Origin of the sequence: Streptomyces polyasparticus (assembly GCF_014493765.1) — a bacterium.
Classification (GTDB): Bacteria; Actinomycetota; Actinomycetes; order Streptomycetales; family Streptomycetaceae; genus Streptomyces; species Streptomyces polyasparticus.
This window is the reverse complement of sequence record NZ_JACTVJ010000020.1, coordinates 187,412-208,152: the sequence shown is the minus strand read 5'-3', so window position 1 is coordinate 208,152 and position 20,741 is coordinate 187,412. Positions and strand designations below refer to the sequence as shown.

Below are 20,741 nucleotides of genomic sequence, written 5' to 3'. Positions count from 1 at the left end.
TCGGCCGGGTGGCCGCCGAGTGGCCGGTTGCGTCAACTGCCGTCCAGGAATCACCCGTCAGACGTACGAAGGGGCGGGCTGCCGACCCGGCAGCCCGCCCCTTCCCACCATGGGTCAGATCCCGGCGGCGACCGCCAGATCGCGCTTCAGACCGGCGATCAGCTCCTTGGCCTTCGCGCGGGCCGCGGGCACGTCGGTGCCCTCGACCGGGACGACGACCTCCAGGTAGCACTTGAGCTTGGGCTCGGTGCCCGACGGCCGCACGATCACGCGCGCGCCGTCCAGCGTGTAGCGCAGCCCGTCCGTCGGCGGCAGCGTCTCGGTGCCCTCGGTCAGGTCCTCACGCCGTACGACATCGAGGCCGGCCAGGACGGTCGGCGGCTGCTCGCGCAGCCTGCGCATGGCGTCCGCGATCAGGGACAGGTCCTTGACGCGGACGGAGAGCTGGTCGGTGGCGTGCAGACCGTGCTCGACGGCGAGGTCGTCGAGCAGGTCGAGCAGCGTGCGGCCCTGCTCCTTGAGTTCGGAGGCGAGCTCGGCGACGAGCAGGGCGGCCGTGATGCCGTCCTTGTCGCGGACGCCCTCGGGGTCGACGCAGTAGCCCAGGGCCTCCTCGTAACCGAAGCGCAGGCCCTCGACGCGGGCGATCCACTTGAAGCCGGTCAGCGTCTCCTCGTAGCCGAGACCGGCCTTCTCGGCGATCCGGCCGAGCAGCGAGGAGGACACGATCGACTCGGCGAAGACACCGCTGACTCCGCGCCGTACGAGATGGGCGGCGAGCAGCGAGCCGACCTCGTCGCCGTGCAGCATCCGCCACTTCTCGCCGTCGTGGACGGCCACCGCGCAGCGGTCGGCGTCGGGGTCGTTGGCGATGACCAGGTCCGGCTGCTCGCGCTCGGCGGCGGCGAACGCGAGGTCCATCGCGCCCGGCTCCTCCGGGTTGGGGAACGCGACGGTCGGGAAGTCCGGGTCGGGCTCGGCCTGCTCGGCCACGACGGCGGGCGCGGGGAAGCCGGCGCGCGCGAAGGCAGCGAGCAGGGTCTCCTTGCCGACGCCGTGCATGGGCGTGTAGACGGTCCGCGCGCCGCGCGGGGAGCCGGGCCTCAACGCGGCGTCCGTACGCGCCAGATAGGCCCCCAGGACCTCGTCACCGAGGGTTTCCCAGCCGCTCTCGGGCCGGGGCACGTCGGCGAGCGCGCGGACGGCGTCGATCTCGGCGGCGATCTCCGCGTCGGCCGGCGGCACGATCTGCGAGCCGTCGCCGAGGTAGACCTTGTAGCCGTTGTCCCGCGGCGGGTTGTGGCTCGCGGTCACCTCGACGCCCGCCACGGCACCGAGATGCCTTATGGCGAAGGCGAGCACGGGGGTCGGCAGCGGCTTCGGCAGTACGGCGGCACGCAGGCCCGCACCCGTCATGACGGCGGCGGTGTCGCGCGCGAAGTCCGCGGACTTGTGACGGGCGTCGTAGCCGATCACGACCAGACCGTCGGTCTGGCCCTTCGCCTTCAGGTGGGCGGCGAGGCCGGCGGCCGCGCGGATCACGACGGAGCGGTTCATCCGCATCGGACCCGCACCCAGCTCACCGCGCAGGCCCGCGGTGCCGAACTGCAGCGTCCCGGCGAACCGTTCCGCCAGCGCCTCGACGTCGTCCGCCTCGATGAGCTTGGCCAGCTCTTCGCGCGTCTCCGGATCGGGATCCTCGGCGAGCCATGCCTGCGCGCGAGCGATGAGTTCTTCCGACACGTGCCTTGCCTTTCGGGGCCAGGGGGCGGAGCCCCCGGGTGGGGTGGGGGCGTGCGGGCCCCTCAGACGAATTCCAGCGGCGGTACGCGTGCGAGCACGGGACCTCGCACTTTCACCCCCGCGCACGCGGGGAGCGGGGCCCGCGCACCACACGTGCGGGCCCCCCACCACGCGTACCCGCTCAGATGCGGTCGAGCACCTGGGTGAGCAGCTGGCCCATACGGGTCGCGGAGTCGCGGCCCGCCTGGAGCACCTCTTCGTGGTTGAGGGGCTCACCCGTCATGCCCGCGGCCAGGTTGGTGACCAGGGAGATGCCGAGCACCTCGGCACCCGCCTCACGCGCGGCGATCGCTTCGAGCACGGTGGACATGCCGACGAGGTCGGCGCCGATCGTCCGGGCCATCCGGATCTCGGCGGGCGTCTCGTAGTGAGGGCCGGGGAACTGCGCGTACACGCCCTCCTCCAGCGACGGGTCGACCTCCTTGCACAGCGCGCGAAGGCGCGGCGAGTACAGGTCGGTCAGGTCGACGAAGTTCGCGCCGACGATCGGCGAGGTCGCCGTGAGGTTCAGGTGGTCGCTGATCAGCACGGGCTGACCGGGACGCATGCCCTCGCGCAGACCGCCGCAGCCGTTGGTCAGGACGACCGTCTTGCAGCCGGCGGCGACGGCGGTGCGCACACCGTGCGCCACGGAGGCGACGCCGCGGCCCTCGTAGAAGTGGGTCCGTCCGAGGAAGACCAGGGCGCGCTTGTCCCCGATCTTGTACGAGCGGATCTTGCCGCCGTGGCCCTCGACGGCCGGCGGCGGGAAGCCCGGCAGCTCGGTCACGGCGAACTCGGCCTCGGGGGCACCGAGCGCGTCCACGGCGGGAGCCCACCCGGAGCCCATCACGAGGGCGACGTCATGGGCAGCGGCCCCGGTCAGCTCGCGCAGCTTGGCGGCGGCCGAGTCGGCGGCGGCGTAGGGGTCGGTGGGGGGCGTATTCGAAGCGTTCACGCGCAAGAGGGTAGCCGTTATCGGCCTACGCGCGTAGATCTGTGGCGCACGAGTGTGGCGGGAAAGGGTTGTGGGTTCTGCCAAGAGGGCGGTGCCGGGCCTTGTCGCGTGCGGGCTGCGGGGTGGTCAGCAGGGCCGCTTGCGCAGCTCCATCACATAGTCGTGCGGGGCGCCCGCCGATTCCGCCGCGTCCGCGAGTTCGCCCAGGTAGCGGGCCGAGGGCAGGCCGCCCTCGTAGCCGTTCAGGACGTACACCCACGCGGGCATCTCGCCCTCCAGGGTCTGTACGCGCACCCGCATCCGCCGGTAGATGTCCAGGCCGACGCCCTCCCAGCGGTCCAGGGAGTCCTCGTCCATCGGCGCGATGTCGTACAGCGCGACGAAGACCTGCGAGCGCGGCGCTTCGACGACCGTGGCCAGGGCGCCCTCCCACCCCATGTGCTCCCCGCCGAACGTCAGGCGCCACCCGCTCAGCCACCCGGTGGCGCGCAGCGGCGAGTACGGGGCGCGGCGGGACATGAGCCGCGGGTCGAGATTGCCGGCGTACGCGGCGTAGAGCGACATGAGGTCGAGGGTACGGCAGGGAGGGGTGGCGGTCGTGCGGACCGTGGGACCCGCGGGGACCAGGGCTCCCGCGAGTGCGGTGGACCCGCGGGACCAGGGCTCCCACACGAGCGGCGGACCCGCGGACGTAACCGCCCCGCGCGTACGGGACAATGGAGTACGTGACTCGGATCGTGATCATCGGTGGCGGACCCGGCGGATATGAAGCGGCCCTCGTGGCGGCTCAACTCGGCGCGGAGGTAACCGTCGTCGACTGCGACGGTCTGGGCGGGGCGTCGGTGCTGACCGACTGCGTACCGTCGAAGACTCTGATCGCGACGGCCGAGGTCATGACGACCTTCGACTCGTCGTACGAAGAGCTCGGCATCATCGTCGAGGACGACACCCCCGACCCCGACAGCCCGGCCCGCGTCGTCGGCGTCGACCTCGGCAAGGTCAACCGCCGTGTGAAGCGCCTCGCGCTCGCCCAGTCCCACGACATCACCGCGTCCGTGACGCGGGCCGGCGCCAAGGTGATGCGCGGCCGCGGCCGCCTCGCCGGTCCTTCCGGCATCGACGGCACGCGCGACGTCATCGTCACCGCCGCCGACGGCACCGAGACCCTGCTCACCGCGGACGCCGTGCTGATCGCCACCGGCGGCCACCCGCGCGAGCTGCCCGACGCCAAGCCGGACGGCGAGCGCATCCTCAACTGGACCCAGGTCTACGACCTCGACGAGCTCCCCGAGGAACTCATCGTGGTCGGATCCGGTGTCACGGGCGCCGAGTTCGCGGGTGCGTACCAGGCGCTCGGCTCCAAGGTCACGCTTGTCTCCTCCCGCGACCGCGTCCTTCCCGGCGAGGACCCGGACGCCGCCGCCGTCCTCGAGGACGTCATGCGCCGCCGCGGCATGAACGTCATGGCCCGCTCGCGCGCCGAGTCCGCCAAGCGCGTGGGCGACCGCGTCGAGGTCACGCTCGCCGACGGCCGCGTCATCTCCGGTACGCACTGTCTGATGGCCGTCGGCGCCATCCCCAACACCGCGGGGATGGGCCTGGAGGAGGCCGGGGTCAAGCTGAAGGACTCCGGTCACATCTGGACCGACAAGGTCTCCCGTACGTCCGCATCCGGCGTCTATGCGGCCGGTGACGTGACCGGTATCTTCGCGCTCGCATCCGTCGCGGCCATGCAGGGCCGCATCGCGATGTACCACTTCCTGGGCGACGCGGTGCAGCCGCTGAACCTCAAGACCGTCTCGTCGAACGTCTTCACCGACCCCGAGATCGCCACCGTCGGCTACTCGCAGGCCGATGTGGACGGCGGCAAGATCGACGCCCGCGTCGTCAAGCTGCCGCTCCTTCGCAACCCGCGCGCGAAGATGCAGGGCATCCGCGACGGCTTCGTCAAGATCTTCTGCCGCCCCGGTACGGGCATCGTGGTCGGCGGAGTGGTCGTCGCGCCGCGCGCTTCGGAACTGATCCACCCCATCTCGATCGCGGTCGACAACAACCTGACGGTGGAACAGATCGCGAATGCGTTCACGGTCTACCCCTCGTTGTCGGGCTCGATCGCCGAGGTCGCCCGTCAGCTGCACACGCGCAAGGTGACCGGCGAGGGCTGATCCGGCCCCACGCGGAGACCGTTGTTGCAGGTGAGGTCGTAACTGACCCTCGGTTACGCAGAGTTGGGGCCTATTCGTATGGCATAGGCCAGAGGTCTGGGCCCCTATACCACTTCCGGGGTCCCCATACGCTCATCTTCTGTAATTCGGCGCAAAGTGCTGAAACCAGACGGACGTTGGGGTTACTGTCAGTTTCGTGTTCGCTGCAGAACGTCGCCAATTGATCCTCGAAATGGTGCGCGCCAACGGGGCCGTTTCGCTCCGTGAGCTCGCCCGCGTCGTCCAGACCTCCGAAGTGACCGTACGGCGGGACGTGCGGGCTCTGGAGGCAGAAGGACTCCTGGACCGCCGCCACGGCGGAGCGGTCCTCCCCGGCGGATTCACCCGTGAATCCGGATTCCCTCAGAAGTCGCACCTGGCGACCGCCGAGAAGACGGCGATCGCCGACCTCGCGGCAGGCCTCGTCGAAGAAGGCGAAGCGATCGTGGTCGGAGCGGGTACGACCACACAAGAGCTGGCCCGCCGGCTCGCCCGCGTGCCCGGACTCACCGTCGTCACCAACTCCCTCCTGGTGGCGCAGGCGCTGGCCCATGCCAACCGCGTCGAAGTGGTGATGACCGGCGGCACGCTCCGCGGCTCGAACTATGCCCTGGTGGGCAGTGGTGCCGAGCAGTCGCTCCAAGGACTGCGCGTCTCCCGCGCGTTCCTGTCCGGCAGCGGTCTGACCGCGGAGCGCGGTCTGTCGACGTCCAACATGCTCTCGGCTTCGGTGGACCGTGCCCTGGTACAGGCGGCCGCGGAGGTCGTCGTGCTGGCGGACCACACCAAGCTGGGCACGGACACGATGTTCCAGACGGTGCCGACGGATGTCATCACCCGCCTGGTCACGGACGAGCCCCCGGCGCACGACGAGCGTGCCGCCACCGAGCTCCAGGCCCTGGCCGACCAAGGCGTCCAGGTCGCGGTCGCCGGTGCCTCGGGTCCCTCCCAGGGTGCCGATCCCGTCCCGGCGGGGCGCCAGCCGCGCCGGGACGTGCCCCTGCCGGGGCAGCGCCGCGGCGTCCCCGGCGGCCCGTCCGCGCTGCGCAGTACGGCAGCGCTTGCGGGAGCGGCGGGGGAGGCGCGGGTGGCCGACCTCCGGCGGAGGTAGCTGGGGGCGCTGGGGGCGACGAATAGGAGTCCCCAGAAACCCCGGGATACCCCACCCTGAACAGCGAGTCCGTCCTACGGGAGTTGGACCCCGCTCCACAGCCGTGGCCGAGTTTACGGCTGAGGCCGTTCTACGGCTGAGGCTGCCCCGGAACGACCGGCGTGCCCTGGACGGGCACGACCCGGTCGGGGTCCGCGCGGTACGGGGCGAAGGCCGCCTCGGCCGCGGGATGGTACGGACGCCGTGACATCCGCGTCACGAGCTGCCACATCCGCCGCTCCTCGGCCAGCTCCTTCGGCAGGACGAGCCCCAGCGCGTCGGCCAGCGGTTTGCGCCCGACGTTCACCAACGCCCGTACGGCCGCGGCCCATTCATCGGTGGCGACCACCGCCGAGCGGTACCAGACGGGAATGAGCCCGAGCGCGAGGACGGCCGTCGGGACCAGCAGCCCGTGGTCGGCCTCCTCGGCCGCGAGCGCGCCGAGGGCGGTGAGCGCGAGCAGCGCATGCCCGTACAGAAGCGCCACGAAGAAGTCCACCGGCGTGCGGGCGGTCTCCGTCTGCCGTACGGCGGGCTGCGGAGCGGCGCTGGTCAGCTCGTTCCACAGCACCTGGGTGTCGAGCCGGTAGCGGTCGTGCCCGTACTCCTCGAACCGGCGGATCGCATTGCCGAGCCGTGTGGGCGCGATCTGCTCGTCGCCGATCGGATAGCGGCTCAACTGCTCCTGGAGTACGGCCAGTCGCAGCGTCGGATGCCCCGGCTGCGCCACGAGTTCGGTCAGCCGCTGACGCCGCGCGCGCTGAGTGCGAAGCCCCCGGTCGTACGCGCGCTGCGGCCACAGTGCGTAGCCCTCCAGGAAGCGGTACAGCGGCTGCTGCAGTGAGCTCAGGACAAGACCGAGCAGTACGGCGCAGACGAGCAGCAGCGTCATCGTGCCGCTCTGCGTGTCCGGCCACAACTGCCGCACCAGACCGAGCCCTTGGAGGCTCGGGGCGACGGCGAAGAAGAACACGGCCAGGTTGATCGCGGACGGCAGCACCCACCCGGCGAGCAGCGCCCAGCCCCCGCCGAGCACGCCCTTGGCGATATCACCCACGGGTCACCGGTCCCGTGGCCAGTCGTCGTCGGGGTCGATGACGGGGCCGGGTGGCGTGGCACCCGCCGGCGGTCGGTGCCTGGAGTGGGCCCCTGTGTGCTCGTCGGAGGGGAGCAGGGTGTCGGCGTACCCCTCGTCGTCCTCGTCCGCCGGTTCCTGCGGCGGGTACACCGGCTCGGGCGGTGGCTGCGGCGTGTCCTGCGCGGTCACCACGATCCGCTGCCCGTCCGGCGTCGTGAGTGCCACCGACCGCACGGCCCGGCGCTCCGAGAGCCACTGCAGCACCGAGCCGGCCAGCAACTGCAGGGCCGACCTGCCCGGGACGAGTACGCGCACCGTGTCCGTATGGTCGGGAGGCGCGACCTCCCATCCCCGGCCGTCCTGCCGCAGGTGCCGGTGCAGCGACCCCGTCAAGTCCTCGGCGTCGGCATCGACTTCCAACGTGATCAGCAGGTCCACGCGCCTCAGCATAGGGCGGGGCCGCCCACGGGAAAGGGCCCCCGGCGCAATGCCAGGGGCCCTTCCGCGTACGGGAGTTGCTCAGTCCTTCTCGTACGGGTGTTGCTCAGTCCTTGATCTCGCAGATCAGCGCGCCCGACGTGAGCGAGGCACCGACCTCCGCCGCCAGACCCTTGACCGTGCCCGCGCGGTGCGCGTTGATGGGCTGCTCCATCTTCATCGCCTCGAGGACCACGATCAGATCGCCCTCGGCGACCTCCTGGCCCTCCTCGACCGCGACCTTGACGATCGTGCCCTGCATCGGCGACGCGAGCGAGTCGCCCGAGACCGCCGGGCCCGACTTCTTCGCCGCGCGGCGCTTCGGCTTGGCGCCGGCCGCGAGGCCCGTACGGGCCAGGGTCATGCCGAGCGACGAAGGCAGCGATACCTCCAGGCGCTTGCCGCCGACCTCGACCACGATCGTCTCGCGGCCCGCCTCGTCCTCGTCGTCCGAGGCCTCGGGGGTCACCGCGAACGGCTTGATCTCGTTGACGAACTCCGTCTCGATCCAGCGGGTGTGGACCTTGAACGGCGAGGCGGTGAAGGCCTCGTCGACCACGACGGCCTGGTGGAACGGGATGGCCGTGGCCATGCCCTCCACCTTGAACTCCGCCAGCGCACGCGCGGCACGCTGCAGCGCCTGCTCACGCGTGGCGCCCGTGATGATCAGCTTGGCGAGCAGCGAGTCCCAGGCCGGGCCGATGACCGAGCCGGTCTCCACGCCCGCGTCCAGCCGCACACCGGGGCCGGTCGGCGGTGCGAACAGCGTCACCGTGCCGGGCGCGGGAAGGAAGTTGCGCCCCGGGTCCTCGCCGTTGATACGGAACTCGAAGGAGTGGCCGCGGATCTCCGGGTCCCCGTAGCCGAGCTCCTCGCCGTCGGCGATACGGAACATCTCGCGCACCAGGTCGATGCCGGTGACCTCTTCGGTGACCGGGTGCTCCACCTGCAGACGGGTGTTGACCTCCAGGAAGGAGATCGTGCCGTCCAGGCCGACGAGGAACTCGACGGTGCCGGCGCCGACGTAGCCGGCCTCCTTGAGGATCGCCTTCGAGGCCGCGTACAGCTGCTTGTTCTGCTCCTCGGTGAGGAACGGCGCGGGCGCCTCCTCGACCAGCTTCTGGTGGCGGCGCTGCAGCGAGCAGTCACGGGTCGAGACCACGACCACGTTGCCGTGGCTGTCGGCCAGGCACTGGGTCTCGACGTGGCGCGGCTTGTCGAGGTAGCGCTCGACGAAGCACTCGCCGCGGCCGAAGGCGGCCACGGCCTCGCGCACGGCCGAGTCGTAGAGCTCGGGGACCTCTTCGAGGGTGCGGGCCACCTTCAGACCGCGACCGCCGCCACCGAAGGCGGCCTTGATCGCGATCGGCAGACCGTGCTCCTCGGCGAACGCGACGACCTCGTCCGCGCCGCTGACCGGGTCCGGCGTACCGGCCACCAGCGGGGCACCCGCGCGCTGCGCGATGTGCCGGGCGGCGACCTTGTCACCGAGGTCGCGGATCGCCTGCGGCGGCGGACCGATCCAGATCAGACCCGCGTCCAGGACCGCCTGGGCGAACTCGGCGTTCTCGGACAGGAAGCCATAGCCGGGGTGAACGGCGTCGGCACCGGACTCACGGGCGGCCTTGAGGACCTTGTCCATGTCCAGGTAGCTGGTCGCCGGAGTGTCACCGCCGAGGGCGAATGCCTCGTCCGCGGCCCGTACATGCAGAGCGTCCCGGTCCGGGTCGGCGTAGACGGCTACGCTCGCGATCCCTGCGTCCCGGCACGCCCGGGCTACGCGGACAGCAATTTCGCCACGGTTGGCGATGAGCACCTTGCGCACGATGGCTCCCTCCTTGAAACAAGCTGAGTTTAGGGACTGCCGACACGGGCTTTCGACCCGTCCCCAAGGGTGAGCTTGCCCACACGGAGTGTGATGCGAGGGCCGCTCCACTCGCGAAATCCCTTGTCGCACCACGGTACGCCGGGTTTCTGAACGCCACGGTAACCCGCAGATGTGGTGCAGGTCTCTGTCTTCTGGGCCAGCCCCGCCGCGCGTTTCTTTGTCGAGTCCCTACGAACGGCCGCATCATTCTTTGCCCTGGGCGCCTCGGGCCGGGTCCGGGTACCCCGCAACCCTTGTCCTGCGCCCTACCCGCCAGTAGCGTTCGCGGCGAGCCGTAGCGGTAACCAGGGGTAGGGGTACGCGTGATGCGCAGAGCGGTGGCCGTCGTGGCCGCGATCCTGCTGTTCGTCGAGGCCGTCGGCCTGGTGATCGTCAATGCGGCGCTCGGGAAGATCGCCGACGCCCAGTCGATGTCCCTGGACGGGCTCGACCCGGACGTCATGGCGACGTCCAGCTTCGTGCTCGCCGGCGTGGTCTTCCTCTACCTCGGCGGCTGCGGTGTGGTCCTGCTCGTCTCCGCGTTCCGGGGCCGTCCGCACGGCCGCTTCGCCCGCGTCCTGCTGATCAGCGCGGCGGTCCTGCACGCGGTGCTCGGCGCGCTGACGGTGGGCATGGTCGGCTGGGAGGCCTTCGCCTTCATGATGGTGATGTTCGGCCTGATCGTGCTCAGCCTCATGGGGTACGAGGGGAAGCCGGCCGAGCCCGAGGACACGCCGCCGGCACCCCCCGCGCCCGCGAACGGCGGGGAGCCGCAGGCTGCTTAGTCCGCCCTCGGACGACGCGGAGCCGCAGGCCGCTCAGTCCTCCGCGGCAGGCGCCCACAGGTCGGTGATCGGGACGCCGAGGTCGCCGAGGAGCCGGCGCAGCAGCGGCAGCGAGATGCCGATGACATTGCCGTGGTCGCCTTCGATGCCGTCGATGAACGGTGCCGAGCGGCCGTCGAGCGTGAACGCGCCCGCCACGTAAAGGGGTTCACGGCTGGCGACGTACGCGGCGATCTCCGCGTCCGTCGGCTCGCCGAAGCGCACGGTGGTGGACGCGGTGGCCGAGACCTGGCGCCCGCTCACCGTGTCGATCACGCAGTGCCCGGTCTGCAGCACCCCGGCCCGGCCGCGCATCGCCTTCCAGCGTGCGGTGGCCTCCTCCGCGTCGGCGGGCTTGCCGAGCGCCTCGCCGTCGAGTTCGAGCACCGAGTCGCAGCCCACGACGAGGGCGCCCGCGGCCTGTTCGCGTGCGGCGACGGCCTGTGCCTTGGCCTCGCCGAGCACGCGGGCGAGCTCCGACGGGGTGGGGGCGGTGATGGCGTCCTCGTCGACGCCGCTGACGATCACCTCGGGGGTGAGGCCCGCCTGGCGGAGCAGGCCCAGGCGGGCGGGGGACTGGGAGGCGAGCACCAGGCGGCGGGTGGGCTGCTGTCGGGTCATGCGGGCCAGGGTAATGGGGCGGGTGGGGCGGCCTCGCGGCACGTCGGCCACCTGCCCGGCGGGTGGTCAGTCCTTGACGAGGACCGCCTCCATGACGTCCTTCGCGATCGGGCCGCCCAGCTTGCCGCCCGCGATGTCCGAGCGCGGGATGTCCTGGCCCGGGTCGACGAAGACGGCGACCGCGACCTGCTTGCCGTCGCTGTTCTTGCCGTACGAGATGAACCAGGCGTACGGCGGCAGCTCGTTGTTGGCGCCGTGCTGGGCGGTGCCGGTCTTGGCGCCGACGGTGATGCCCTTGTCGTCGAGCAGGGCGGGCCGGCCCGAGCCGTTCTTGGCGGTGGACTCCATGGCCTCGCGGACCAGGGCGGCGGTCTCGGCCGAGATCGGCTCGGACCGCACGGACGGCTCCGTCTGGGCGATGACGTCCGTGTCGGGACCGCGCAACTGGTCGACCAGGTACGGCTTCATGACCTTGCCGTCGTTGGCGATGCCGGCGGCCAGCATGGCGATCTGCAGCGGGCTCGCGGTCACCGAGCCCTGGCCGATGCCGCTGAGCGCGGTCTGCGGACGGTCGATGTCGGAGGGGTAGACGGACTTGCCGGCCCGGATCGGGGTGTCGACCTCACCGTCGTTGAAGCCGAAGCCCTCGGCGACCTCGCGCATCTTGTCCTTGCCGACCTCGTCGGCCAGCTTGGCGAACACCGTGTTGCAGGACACCTCCATGGCGTCCGTCACCGAGGCGTTCTTGCACGGCAGGCCCTCGGTGTGGTTGGGCAGCAGGGTGCTGGTCTGGGGCAGCTTGTACGGGTCGGGGGTCTCCGTCGGGGCGTTGACGTCCGTGACCTTGCCGGCCTCGATGGCGGCCGCGGCGGTCAGCACCTTGAAGGTCGAGCCCGGCGGGTACGTCTCCTTCAGCGCCCGGTTGAGCAGCGGCTTCGCCTTGTCGGCGTTGAGCTTCTTCCACTGCTCACCGTCGTTCTTGCTCATGCCGGCGAACGTCGAGGGGTCGTACGAAGGAGTCGAGGCCAGCGCGAGGATCTTGCCGGTCTCCGGCTCGATCGCGGCGACGCCGCCCTTCAGGTTCAGGTCGGTGAGGCCCTTGTAGGCGGCCTCCTGCGCGTCGGCGTTGATGGTCGTGTACACATCGCCGCCCTGCTGCTTCTTGCCGGTCAGCATGTTGACGGTGTTCTGGATGAACAGCCGGTCGTCCGAGCCGGAGAGCAGTTCGTCGTTCAGGTTCTCCAGGGCGGTGGAGCCGAAGGCCTGCGAGGAGTAGCCGGTGATGGGGGCGTACATCGGGCCGTCCTTGAACGTCCGCTTGTACTTGTAGTCCTGGCCGTCCACGGCCTTCGAACCGGTGATGGGCTTGCCCGCGACGAGGATGTTGCCGCGCGGCTGCGCGTACCGCTCGATGGCGACCCGGCGGTTCTTCTCGTGCTTGCTCAGCTCTTCGCTCTGCGCGTACTGGACCCAGTTCGCGCGGATCAGCAGTGCGAGCACAAGCAGCCCACAAAAGATGGCTATGTGCCGCAATGGCTTGTTCACTTGGTGCGCCCCTCCCGGCATGGACTTCCGCACTAGGGACGATAACGGGGCGGTGGACGGTTGCGGGACCCCCGCCCCCCTGGGACCCGCCCGCCCGGGACCCCGCCCCTTTGGGGCGGCCGTCTCAGTGCACGCCGAGCACGAACATCGCGAGCACCATTGCCAGGGCGAGCAGAAAGCCCGCGCGCCGCATCATGGCCTGCGCGTCGCGCATGTCCTTGGGCGGCTTGTTCTCGGGGTCGGACCAGAGCATGGGACCGATACTCCGCGCCCGCGGGTCCGGGCGCCTGAGTACGCGTACTCAACTGCCGTATCCGTACCGCGCATCCCAACTGCCCTTCGCGGAGCGCCAGTCGAGCACCGCCGAGCTCTAAAGGGATTGCAGTTCCATTTGGTGGCCGACCTCTGCTAACGTCTGTCTCGCCCTAAGGGAACTACAGGCCCATTAGTGAAGGTGTGTCATGAACAAGTACCTCCGCCGTGCCCTCGCCCCGCTCGCCGCCGCCACCCTCGGTCTGACGCTTCTGGGCGGCACCGACGCCGTGGCGCGCCCCATCGGCTGGACGGCCGCCTGGGCCGCGTCACCGCAGCGCCCGAGTGAGGGATTCACCGCCAACTGGGCGGAGCAGGGCTTCTCGCGGCAGACCCTGCGCCAGGTCGTCCGGGTCACCCAGGCCGGCGAGCAGGCCAGAATCAGGCTGTCCAACGCGTACGGCACCTCGCCGCTGCGGATCACCGGCGCCACCATCGCCCGGGCCGGGAAGGGGGCCGCCGTCGAGCAGGGATCCGTACGGCATCTGACCTTCGACGGGAGGCGGTCCACCGTCATACCGGCGCGCGGCCACACCGCCAGTGACCCGGCCCAACTGACGGTCGGCGCCGAGGAGTCCGTCACCGTCACGCTCTATCTCGCGGAGACCACGGGGCCCGCCACGTTCCACGCGCAGGGCTTCACCGACAGCTACCGGGCCGACGGGGACCACCGCGCCGATGTCTCGGGCCGGGCCTTCGGCGAGAAGACGCAGTCCTGGTACTACCTGGCGGGCGTCGACGTGACGGGCGGGGCACGCTCCGAGCGTCCCGGCCAGGGTGGCGTGGCACTGTTCGGCGACTCGATCACCGACGGCTTCGGCTCCACCTCCGGCGCCGACCGCCGCTACCCGGACGCGCTCGCCGACCGCATCGACCGCCCGGTGGTCAACGCGGGGATCGGCGGCAACCTCGTCCTGAACGACTCGGCCTGGTACGGCGAGCGCGGCACCGCGCGCTTCGAGCGGGACGTGCTCGACCAGCCCGGCATCACCACGGCCGTCGTCCTGGAGGGCCTCAACGACATCGGCTTCTACGAGGCCCAGGCGGCGGGCTACGACCGGCCGACGTACTTCCCGGCCCCGCGGGTCTCGGCCGCCGAACTCATCGCCGGATACCGCTCGTTGATCGCGCAGGCCCACGAGCGGGGCGTACGGGTCGTCGGTGCCACGCTTCTGCCGCTCGGCGGCTCCGACCACTACGGCGCGCACGCGGCGCGGGTCAGCGACGAGGTCAACGAGTGGATCCGCACCTCGGGCGAGTTCGACGCGGTGGCCGACTTCGACCGGCTGCTCGCGGACCCGGCCGACCCGGAGCGCATCGCGGCCCGCTACGACTCGGGCGACGCCCTGCACCCCAACGACGCGGGCTATGCGCGGATGGCGGCGGAGGTCGCCCGCGTTCTGTAGCCGACGGGTGGGGAGGGCGTGACGAGAGCGCGGGGCGGGCCGAGGAATCGGCCCGCCCCGCGCTCACGTGTGTACGTCCTGTCCGTACGTCCTATCCGGGCCAGTACGAACGGGCCCACGACGTCGGCCCGGGAGCCGGCAGCCGGTGGCGTGCCACGCGCGCCGGGTCGGACCAGGCGTCGGACGGTGCGGGCGCGCCGGATCCCTCGGTGGCCAGGGACGCGGCGCGCGCCTGGACCACCGCCAGGGCGGCGGCGAGCTCCTCCGGGGTCGGATTGCCCCGGACAACCTTGATCATCATCGGCGGACCTCCTGGCGGTCGGCGTCGGGTCGGCCTAGAGGGGGATGTTGCCGTGCTTCTTCGGGGGCAGCGACTCGCGCTTCGTACGGAGCTGACGCAGGCCGCGGACGACCTGGCGGCGGGTCTCCGAGGGCATCACCACGGCGTCGATGTAGCCGCGCTCGGCCGCCGTGTACGGGTTGAGCAGCGTGTCCTCGTACTCCTGGATGAGCTGCGCGCGCGTGGCCTCGACATCCTCCGCGGCGGCCAGCGTCTTGCGGTGCAGGATGTTCACCGCGCCCTGCGCGCCCATGACGGCGATCTGCGCGGTCGGCCAGGCGAGGTTGAGGTCGGCGCCGAGGTGCTTGGAGCCCATGACGTCGTACGCGCCGCCGAAGGCCTTGCGCGTGATGATCGTGATCAGCGGGACCGTGGCCTCCGCGTAGGCGTAGATCAGCTTGGCGCCGCGCCGGATGATGCCGCCGTACTCCTGGTCGACGCCCGGCAGGAAGCCCGGCACGTCGACGAAGGTGAGCACGGGCACGTTGAACGCGTCGCAGGTGCGCACGAAGCGTGCGGCCTTCTCGGACGCGTTGATGTCGAGGCAGCCGGCGAACTGCATCGGCTGGTTGGCGACGATGCCGACCGGGCGGCCCTCCACGCGGCCGAAGCCGGTGAGGATGTTCGGCGCGAACATCGACTGCGTCTCGAAGAACTCGCCGTCGTCGAGGACGTGCTCGATGACGGTGTGCATGTCGTACGGCTGGTTCGCGCTGTCCGGGATCAGCGTGTCCAACTCGCGGTCCTCGTCGGACAGTTCGAGGTCCGCCTCCTCGGGGAAGGCCGGCGGCTCGCTCAGGTTGTTCGACGGCAGGTAGGAAAGGAGCGACTTGACGTACTCGATCGCGTCCTTCTCGTCGCCCGCCATGTGATGGGCCACGCCGGACGTGGAGTTGTGGGTGCGGGCGCCGCCGAGCTCCTCGAAGCCGACGTCCTCGCCGGTGACCGTCTTGATGACGTCCGGGCCCGTGATGAACATGTGCGAGGTCTGGTCGACCATCACCGTGAAGTCGGTGATCGCGGGGGAGTACACCGCGCCGCCCGCACACGGGCCGACGACCAGGGAGATCTGAGGGATGACGCCCGACGCGTGGGTGTTGCGGCGGAAGATCTCGCCGTACATCCCGAGCGCCATCACACCCTCCTGGATACGCGCGCCGCCGGAGTCGTTGATGCCGATGACCGGGCAGCCCGTCTTGAGGGCGAAGTCCATCACCTTCATGATCTTCTGCCCGAAGACCTCGCCGAGCGCCCCGCCGAAGACCGTGAAGTCCTGCGAGAACACGGCGACCGGACGGCCGTCGACCGTGCCGTAACCGGTGACGACGCCGTCGCCGTACGGGCGGGTCTGCTCCAGGCCGAAGTCGGTCGAGCGATGCCGGGCGAACTCGTCGAGCTCGACGAACGAGCCCTCGTCCATGAGCAGTTCGATCCGCTCACGGGCCGTCAGCTTGCCCTTGGCGTGCTGCTTTTCGACCGCGCGCGCGGATCCGGCATGGGTCGCCTCGTCGATACGGCGCTGCAGATCGGCGATCTTGCCCGCCGTAGTGTGGATGTCGATCTCTGCCGGCTCGGACATCGGGATGCGGCTCCCTGGCTGCTCGTATGAGAACGCTTGGCTACTGATGCGTAGCGTAATGGCGCGGCACGGGCTCGGCAGTGCGGTGTTCCCCACACCTAGTCTGTCTTGCATGACGAGCGAAAACCCTCCCGCGAACCGTTGGTCCGACCTGGAGAGGCCCCCGCTGAACGGGGCGGCGCTGCGCAGGGCACTGGTCCGCGACGGCGGTCTTGTCCGCGATGTGGAGGTCGTGGCGGCCACCGGCTCGACCAACTCCGACCTTGCCGCGCTGGCCGCCGCCGGCCGCGCCGAGGAGGGAGCCGTCCTCGTCGCCGAGGAGCAGACCTCAGGACGCGGCCGCCTCGACCGCACCTGGAGCGCCCCGCCCCGCTCGGGCCTGTTCTTCTCCGTGCTCCTGGAGCCCTCGAAGGTCCCCGTGCACCGGCTCGGCTGGCTGCCGCTGCTCGCAGGCGTCGCCGCCGCGAGTGCTGTTTCCCGTACGGCGGGCATCGACACGGCGCTGAAGTGGCCCAACGACCTCCTCGTCACCGTCGACGGCGAGGAGCGCAAGGCCGGCGGCATCCTCGCCGAGCGCGCGGGCGAGAACTTCGTCGTGCTCGGCATCGGCATCAATGTCAGCCTCGGCGCCGAGGAGCTGCCCGTACCGACCGCCGGTTCCCTCGCACTCGCCGGAGCCCGCGGCCTGGACCGCGACCCTCTGCTGCGGGCCGTCCTGCGCGGCATCGAGCAGTGGTACGTGCCGTGGCGCGACGCGCTCGGCGACCCCGCCGCGTCCGGACTCCAGGAGGCCTACGCCGCCGGCTGCGCCACGCTCGGGCGCCGTGTGCGCGCCGAACTCCCGGGCGAACGCACCCTCGTCGGCGAGGCCGTCGCGCTCGACGGCGACGGGCGCCTGGTCATCGCCGTGGACGGTGGCGGGCGCGAGGCGGTCGGTGCCGGGGACGTGGTGCATCTGAGGGCCGCGACCGCTTAGGCGAAGGGGGCGCTGGTCGTGGTGCGCGTGCTGACCTGGAACGTGTGGTGGCGCTTCGGGCCCTGGGAAGAGCGGCGCAAGGCCGTCCTGGCGGTCCTGGAGGAACTCCGCCCGGATGTCGTGGGCCTGCAGGAGGTGTGGGCGCACGGCGACGAGAACCTCGCCGGGTGGCTGGCCGGCCACCTCGGCATGCACTGGACCTGGGCCGCGTCCCGGGCGCCGCAGCGGTGGCAGCGACGGCTCGGCGACTCCTCGTGCGACTTCGGCAACGCCGTCCTGAGCCGCTGGCCCCTCGCCGAGCAGGCCAGGCTCGAGCTGCCGGCCCGCGAGAACGACGACGACGGCCGCCTCGCGCTCTACGCGCGGATCGACGCCCCCGAGCACCCGATCCCGTTCTTCACCACGCATCTCACCTCGGCCGTCGACGCCTCCGCGGTGCGCTGCCAACAGGTCGACGCGCTGGCCGAGTTCGTGGCCGGGCACCGCGGCGGCACCGACTTCCCGCCCGTGATCACCGGCGACTTCAACGCCTGGCCGGACTCCGACGAAGTACGGCGCTTCGGCGGCCTCAGGACGGCACCGGCCGTCCCCGGGCAGGTGTTCCTCGACGCGTGGGAGCACGCCGACCCTGCGCAGCCCTCGGTCACCTGGGACGCGGCCAACCCCTACGTGGCGGCCGGATTCGGCCCCAGCGCCCGTATCGACTACATCCATGTCGGTGTGCCGGGCCCGGCGGGCCTCGGCTCGGTCCGTTCCGTACGGCGGGTGGGCGACGGGCCGGTGGACGGCGTCTGGCCGTCCGACCATGCCGCTGTCCTCGTGGACCTGAGGGATTCGCTCTCTGTCCGTAAGACGGGGGATGTCAAGTGAGCCAGCCCACACCTGCCGTATCGTTGTGCCCGTTCGTCAGTCGTTATGGGGCTGTGACAGATCAAGTGGCGCGTCCACGCGGCAGCGAGTGCGGAAGGGAAGGGCAGTAGGCAGTGACCGTCGATGACCCCGGTTCCTCCTCCGGCTCCCCTGCCGGCTCCGCCACTGCGCATGCCAACGGTGCGGCGGGCGGTGCCCCCTCCGACGAGGAGCCCGGCCCCCGGCCGATCGACCACGCGGCGCAGGAAACGGCCCGGTCCGACGGGGAGGCCGACCCTCTCGCCCTGCGTCTCGAAGGCCTGATCCTGGGCGCCGAGCGCCGCTACACCGCGTTCCAGGCCGCGCGCACCGCCGGTGTCTCGATGGAGCTCGCCTCCCGGTTCTGGCGTGCGATGGGCTTCGCCGACATCGGCCAGGCCAAGGCGCTCACCGAGGCGGATGTGCTCGCCCTGCGGCGCCTCGCGGGACTCGTCGAGGCGGGACTGCTCAGCGAGGCGATGGCCGTCCAGGTGGCGCGCTCCACCGGGCAGACCACGGCGCGGCTCGCCGAATGGCAGATCGACTCCTTCCTGGCGGGCCTCACCGAACCGCCCGAGCCGGGCATGACCCGCACCGAGGTCACGTATCCGCTGATGGAGCTGCTCCTGCCGGAGCTCGAGGAGTTCCTCGTGTACGTGTGGCGGCGCCAGCTCGCCGCCGCGACGGGCCGGGTCGTGCAGGCCGCGGACGACGAGGAGATGGTGGACCGGCGGCTCGCCGTCGGGTTCGCGGACCTCGTCGGGTTCACGCGGCTGACCCGCCGTATGGAGGAAGAGGAACTCGGCGAGCTGGTCGAGGCGTTCGAGACCACGTCCGCGGATCTGGTCGCGGCGAACGGCGGGCGGCTGATCAAGACGCTGGGCGACGAGGTGCTCTTCGCCGCCGATGACGCGGGCACCGCGTCCGAGATCGCGCTGCGGCTGATCGAGACGATGGCCGGGGACGAGACGATGCCCGAGCTGCGCGTGGGCATCGCCTTCGGCACGGTGACGACGCGGATGGGCGATGTCTTCGGTACGACGGTGAATCTGGCCTCGCGGCTTACGTCGATAGCGCCGAAGGACGCCGTTCTGGTGGACGGGGCGTTCGCGGCGGATCTGCAGCGGGTGGGGGATGCGCCGGTGTCGGAGGCGGAGGCTGCGGCGGAGGCGGAGAAGGCGTTGGCTGCGGGGGAGGTGCCGCCGTCGTATCGGTTTGCTTTGCAGCCGATGTGGCAGCGGCCGGTGCGTGGGCTCGGGGTTGTGGAGCCCTGGCTTTTGACACGGCGGTCTTAGCTTTCGGGTGCGCTGTGGTGCGGGTCGTTGCGCCTGCGGCGGGCTTTTCTCCCCGCCCCGCCCCTTCCCGAAACCGGGGGCTCCGCCCCCGGACCCCCTGTTGCGGAGCCCCCAGGGTGGGTGGGCCGCGGGGGCTTCGCCCCCTGCACCCCCGCACCCGAACTTCGTTCGGATCTGCTCAATCGCCGCAGGGGCTAGTTTCGGAACCGTCTCCGTTCTCCCGGGCGCTTCGTTTCAGGGGCGTCCGCCAGTTGGATGACCGGGTCGTCCGGGCCCTCGCGGCCGGCCACCACCGGGGTGGTCGAGCGGGCCGCCTTCGCGCGGTACTGGGCCGCGTCCGCGAGGCGGAAGAGGCGGCGGGCCGAGCGGACCGGGCCGATCGGGTCGCCGGTCGAGGCGACCCCGCAGGCCACGCCCTCGCCGAGGTCCAAGTCCTGGGCCCGTACGCACAGTTCGTGTGCCACGCGTACGACCTCGTCGGCCGGCGGACCCACCGAGAGCAGACAGAACTCGTCGCCGCCCAGGCGTGCCGCGAGCGCGCCCGGGAGCATCGCGCCGCACAGCGAGAGGACCGAGCCGAAGCGTTCCAGGAGGCGGTCGCCGGTGGCGTGGCCGTGGGTGTCGTTGACCTTCTTCAGACCGTTCAGATCGCAGACGACCAGCGAGACCACCGTGCCGTCGCGGCGGTACGACTCCACCGCCTCGTCGAGCCGGGCATCGACCGCACGCCGGTTGGCGAGCCCCGTCAGCGCGTCCGTGAAGGCGAGCCGCCGGGCCTCCTCCAGGCGTTCGGTCTGCGCGAGTCCGGCCGCGATCACCGCGGCGAGCACCGTGGCGAAGTCCGCGTCCTCGCGGCCGAACACCGGCATCCCCACGGGCCGCGCCACATACAGCTCGCCCCAGGCCCGCCCGTTCAGGACGATCGGCGCGACCACACAGCAGCCGCGGCCGCGCCGGCGCAGCGCGGCCACCCGCTGGTGGCAGTAGCCGGCCGCCCCGCCGGCCGGGCCCTCGGCGGTCTCCACCCAGGCGTTGGGTTCGCCGCCGCCGGCCCAGCGCTCGTGCAGGAACTCGGTGATCTCCGGGAACTGATGCACGGGATACGTCTCGTTGTCCGGGAACTCCTCCTCGCCGGACGCCCGTTCCCCCGCGTTGACCAGGACCTTCAGGCGGCCGCGCTCGCGCTCCCACATGGACAGGGCCGCGAAGCTGCCGCCGAGCGCGCGCTGGGCGCCGTGCGCGGCGGCGAGCCATGACTCCCGCGGGCTGTGCGCGGCGGCCATGGCCTGCGCCACCCGCACGACACCGGCGAGCCGGTCTTCCTGTGCCATCTCCCTAGGTTAGGGAGGTATGGGAAAAATGCGGACTTTTCATACGCGTAGCCGTGGGCAGTCGTGCTGCAGGGCGGCACGGGTGGGCACAGCGGCAGCCGCCGGAGG

The 20,741-nt window shown here is 71.3% G+C and carries 19 protein-coding genes; 7 read left to right on the top strand and 12 right to left on the bottom strand.

All coding sequences use genetic code 11. The annotated features are described in order from the left end of the window. Positions 1 to 114: 114 nt before the first annotated feature. The 3 genes from H9Y04_RS34965 to H9Y04_RS34955 form a co-directional block, all read right to left on the bottom strand. Positions 115 to 1,743, bottom strand: a complete 1,629-nt coding sequence (locus tag H9Y04_RS34965) for a phospho-sugar mutase (RefSeq protein WP_187818173.1) — start codon at positions 1,741 to 1,743, stop codon at positions 115 to 117. A 181-nt stretch (positions 1,744 to 1,924) separates the two neighbouring features. After that, complete coding sequence (locus H9Y04_RS34960; RefSeq protein ID WP_187818172.1) at positions 1,925 to 2,740, bottom strand: purine-nucleoside phosphorylase; 816 nt, start codon at positions 2,738 to 2,740, stop codon at positions 1,925 to 1,927. A 126-nt stretch (positions 2,741 to 2,866) separates the two neighbouring features. Continuing rightward, positions 2,867 to 3,304: a gamma-glutamylcyclotransferase family protein gene (locus H9Y04_RS34955; RefSeq protein ID WP_165336566.1), complete on the bottom strand. Its 438-nt coding sequence runs from the start codon at positions 3,302 to 3,304 to the stop codon at positions 2,867 to 2,869. 152 nt (positions 3,305 to 3,456) lie between these two features. Here H9Y04_RS34955 and H9Y04_RS34950 point away from each other — a divergent pair, with 152 nt between their 5' ends. Further along, positions 3,457 to 4,905, top strand: coding sequence for an NAD(P)H-quinone dehydrogenase (locus H9Y04_RS34950; protein ID WP_187818171.1), 1,449 nt, complete (start codon positions 3,457 to 3,459; stop codon positions 4,903 to 4,905). Positions 4,906 to 5,137: 232 nt separating this feature from the next. Beyond that, positions 5,138 to 6,055: a DeoR/GlpR family DNA-binding transcription regulator gene (locus H9Y04_RS34945; protein WP_236071860.1), complete on the top strand. Its 918-nt coding sequence runs from the start codon at positions 5,138 to 5,140 to the stop codon at positions 6,053 to 6,055. 130 nt (positions 6,056 to 6,185) lie between these two features. On the opposite strand, the gene H9Y04_RS34940 is transcribed toward H9Y04_RS34945, so the two are convergent. The 3 genes from H9Y04_RS34940 to H9Y04_RS34930 all read right to left on the bottom strand — a co-directional run bounded on the left by H9Y04_RS34940 (position 6,186) and on the right by H9Y04_RS34930 (position 9,474). Then, a complete protein-coding gene (locus H9Y04_RS34940) occupies positions 6,186 to 7,151 on the bottom strand; it encodes a hypothetical protein (RefSeq protein WP_187818169.1) in 966 nt (321 codons plus the stop codon). A gap of 3 nt (positions 7,152 to 7,154) precedes the next feature. Continuing rightward, the gene (locus H9Y04_RS34935) at positions 7,155 to 7,610 is read right to left on the bottom strand and encodes an effector-associated constant component EACC1 (RefSeq protein WP_187818168.1); all 456 of its coding nucleotides are present in this window, start codon (positions 7,608 to 7,610) and stop codon (positions 7,155 to 7,157) included. Between the two features lie 106 nt (positions 7,611 to 7,716). Further along, positions 7,717 to 9,474, bottom strand: a complete 1,758-nt coding sequence (locus H9Y04_RS34930; RefSeq protein ID WP_187818167.1) for an acetyl/propionyl/methylcrotonyl-CoA carboxylase subunit alpha — start codon at positions 9,472 to 9,474, stop codon at positions 7,717 to 7,719. A 368-nt stretch (positions 9,475 to 9,842) separates the two neighbouring features. On the opposite strand from H9Y04_RS34930, the gene H9Y04_RS34925 reads away from it, so the two are divergent. Continuing rightward, the gene (locus tag H9Y04_RS34925) at positions 9,843 to 10,301 is read left to right on the top strand and encodes a hypothetical protein (protein ID WP_187818166.1); all 459 of its coding nucleotides are present in this window, start codon (positions 9,843 to 9,845) and stop codon (positions 10,299 to 10,301) included. A 33-nt stretch (positions 10,302 to 10,334) separates the two neighbouring features. On the opposite strand, the gene H9Y04_RS34920 is transcribed toward H9Y04_RS34925, so the two are convergent. The 3 genes from H9Y04_RS34920 to mmpB all read right to left on the bottom strand — a co-directional run bounded on the left by H9Y04_RS34920 (position 10,335) and on the right by mmpB (position 12,759). Continuing rightward, positions 10,335 to 10,961, bottom strand: coding sequence for a Maf family protein (locus H9Y04_RS34920; protein ID WP_187818165.1), 627 nt, complete (start codon positions 10,959 to 10,961; stop codon positions 10,335 to 10,337). A gap of 66 nt (positions 10,962 to 11,027) precedes the next feature. Further along, entirely contained in the window at positions 11,028 to 12,506 is a 1,479-nt protein-coding gene (locus H9Y04_RS34915) for a peptidoglycan D,D-transpeptidase FtsI family protein (RefSeq protein WP_187818164.1), read from the bottom strand. Positions 12,507 to 12,630: 124 nt separating this feature from the next. Next, positions 12,631 to 12,759, bottom strand: a complete 129-nt coding sequence (gene mmpB, locus H9Y04_RS47580) for a morphogenic membrane protein MmpB (protein WP_267913020.1) — start codon at positions 12,757 to 12,759, stop codon at positions 12,631 to 12,633. Between the two features lie 208 nt (positions 12,760 to 12,967). On the opposite strand from mmpB, the gene H9Y04_RS34910 reads away from it, so the two are divergent. Then, complete coding sequence (locus tag H9Y04_RS34910) at positions 12,968 to 14,224, top strand: SGNH/GDSL hydrolase family protein (protein ID WP_187818163.1); 1,257 nt, start codon at positions 12,968 to 12,970, stop codon at positions 14,222 to 14,224. Between the two features lie 91 nt (positions 14,225 to 14,315). On the opposite strand, the gene H9Y04_RS34905 is transcribed toward H9Y04_RS34910, so the two are convergent. Further along, a complete protein-coding gene (locus H9Y04_RS34905) occupies positions 14,316 to 14,525 on the bottom strand; it encodes an acyl-CoA carboxylase subunit epsilon (RefSeq protein WP_187818162.1) in 210 nt (69 codons plus the stop codon). Positions 14,526 to 14,559: 34 nt separating this feature from the next. Continuing rightward, positions 14,560 to 16,143 (bottom strand): acyl-CoA carboxylase subunit beta, encoded by a 1,584-nt coding sequence (locus tag H9Y04_RS34900; protein ID WP_187818161.1) that lies wholly within the window; start codon positions 16,141 to 16,143, stop codon positions 14,560 to 14,562. A 112-nt stretch (positions 16,144 to 16,255) separates the two neighbouring features. Between H9Y04_RS34900 and H9Y04_RS34895 the strand changes: the two genes are divergently transcribed. The 3 genes from H9Y04_RS34895 to H9Y04_RS34885 all read left to right on the top strand — a co-directional run bounded on the left by H9Y04_RS34895 (position 16,256) and on the right by H9Y04_RS34885 (position 19,302). Next, entirely contained in the window at positions 16,256 to 17,119 is an 864-nt protein-coding gene (locus tag H9Y04_RS34895) for a biotin--[acetyl-CoA-carboxylase] ligase (RefSeq protein WP_187818160.1), read from the top strand. Positions 17,120 to 17,140: 21 nt separating this feature from the next. Beyond that, entirely contained in the window at positions 17,141 to 17,989 is an 849-nt protein-coding gene (locus tag H9Y04_RS34890; protein ID WP_187818212.1) for an endonuclease/exonuclease/phosphatase family protein, read from the top strand. A 113-nt stretch (positions 17,990 to 18,102) separates the two neighbouring features. After that, positions 18,103 to 19,302 carry an adenylate/guanylate cyclase domain-containing protein gene (locus H9Y04_RS34885; protein ID WP_187818159.1) on the top strand — a complete coding sequence of 400 codons (1,200 nt, stop codon included), beginning with the start codon at positions 18,103 to 18,105 and terminating at the stop codon, positions 19,300 to 19,302. Between the two features lie 194 nt (positions 19,303 to 19,496). On the opposite strand, the gene H9Y04_RS34880 is transcribed toward H9Y04_RS34885, so the two are convergent. Beyond that, entirely contained in the window at positions 19,497 to 20,633 is a 1,137-nt protein-coding gene (locus tag H9Y04_RS34880) for a GGDEF domain-containing protein (protein WP_187818158.1), read from the bottom strand. Between the last annotated feature and the right edge of the window lie 108 nt (positions 20,634 to 20,741).

Coding starts and splice junctions, on each gene's coding strand:
- H9Y04_RS34955 (WP_165336566.1), bottom strand. CDS start 3,304: ATGTCGCTCTACGCCGCGTACGCCGGCAATCTCGACCCGCGGCTCATG.
- H9Y04_RS34950 (WP_187818171.1), top strand. CDS start 3,457: ATGGAGTACGTGACTCGGATCGTGATCATCGGTGGCGGACCCGGCGGA.
- H9Y04_RS34945 (WP_236071860.1), top strand. CDS start 5,138: ATGGTGCGCGCCAACGGGGCCGTTTCGCTCCGTGAGCTCGCCCGCGTC.
- H9Y04_RS34925 (WP_187818166.1), top strand. CDS start 9,843: ATGCGCAGAGCGGTGGCCGTCGTGGCCGCGATCCTGCTGTTCGTCGAG.
- H9Y04_RS34920 (WP_187818165.1), bottom strand. CDS start 10,961: ATGACCCGACAGCAGCCCACCCGCCGCCTGGTGCTCGCCTCCCAGTCC.
- mmpB (WP_267913020.1), bottom strand. CDS start 12,759: ATGCTCTGGTCCGACCCCGAGAACAAGCCGCCCAAGGACATGCGCGAC.
- H9Y04_RS34910 (WP_187818163.1), top strand. CDS start 12,968: ATGAACAAGTACCTCCGCCGTGCCCTCGCCCCGCTCGCCGCCGCCACC.
- H9Y04_RS34905 (WP_187818162.1), bottom strand. CDS start 14,525: ATGATGATCAAGGTTGTCCGGGGCAATCCGACCCCGGAGGAGCTCGCC.
- H9Y04_RS34900 (WP_187818161.1), bottom strand. CDS start 16,143: ATGTCCGAGCCGGCAGAGATCGACATCCACACTACGGCGGGCAAGATC.
- H9Y04_RS34895 (WP_187818160.1), top strand. CDS start 16,256: ATGACGAGCGAAAACCCTCCCGCGAACCGTTGGTCCGACCTGGAGAGG.
- H9Y04_RS34880 (WP_187818158.1), bottom strand. CDS start 20,633: ATGGCACAGGAAGACCGGCTCGCCGGTGTCGTGCGGGTGGCGCAGGCC.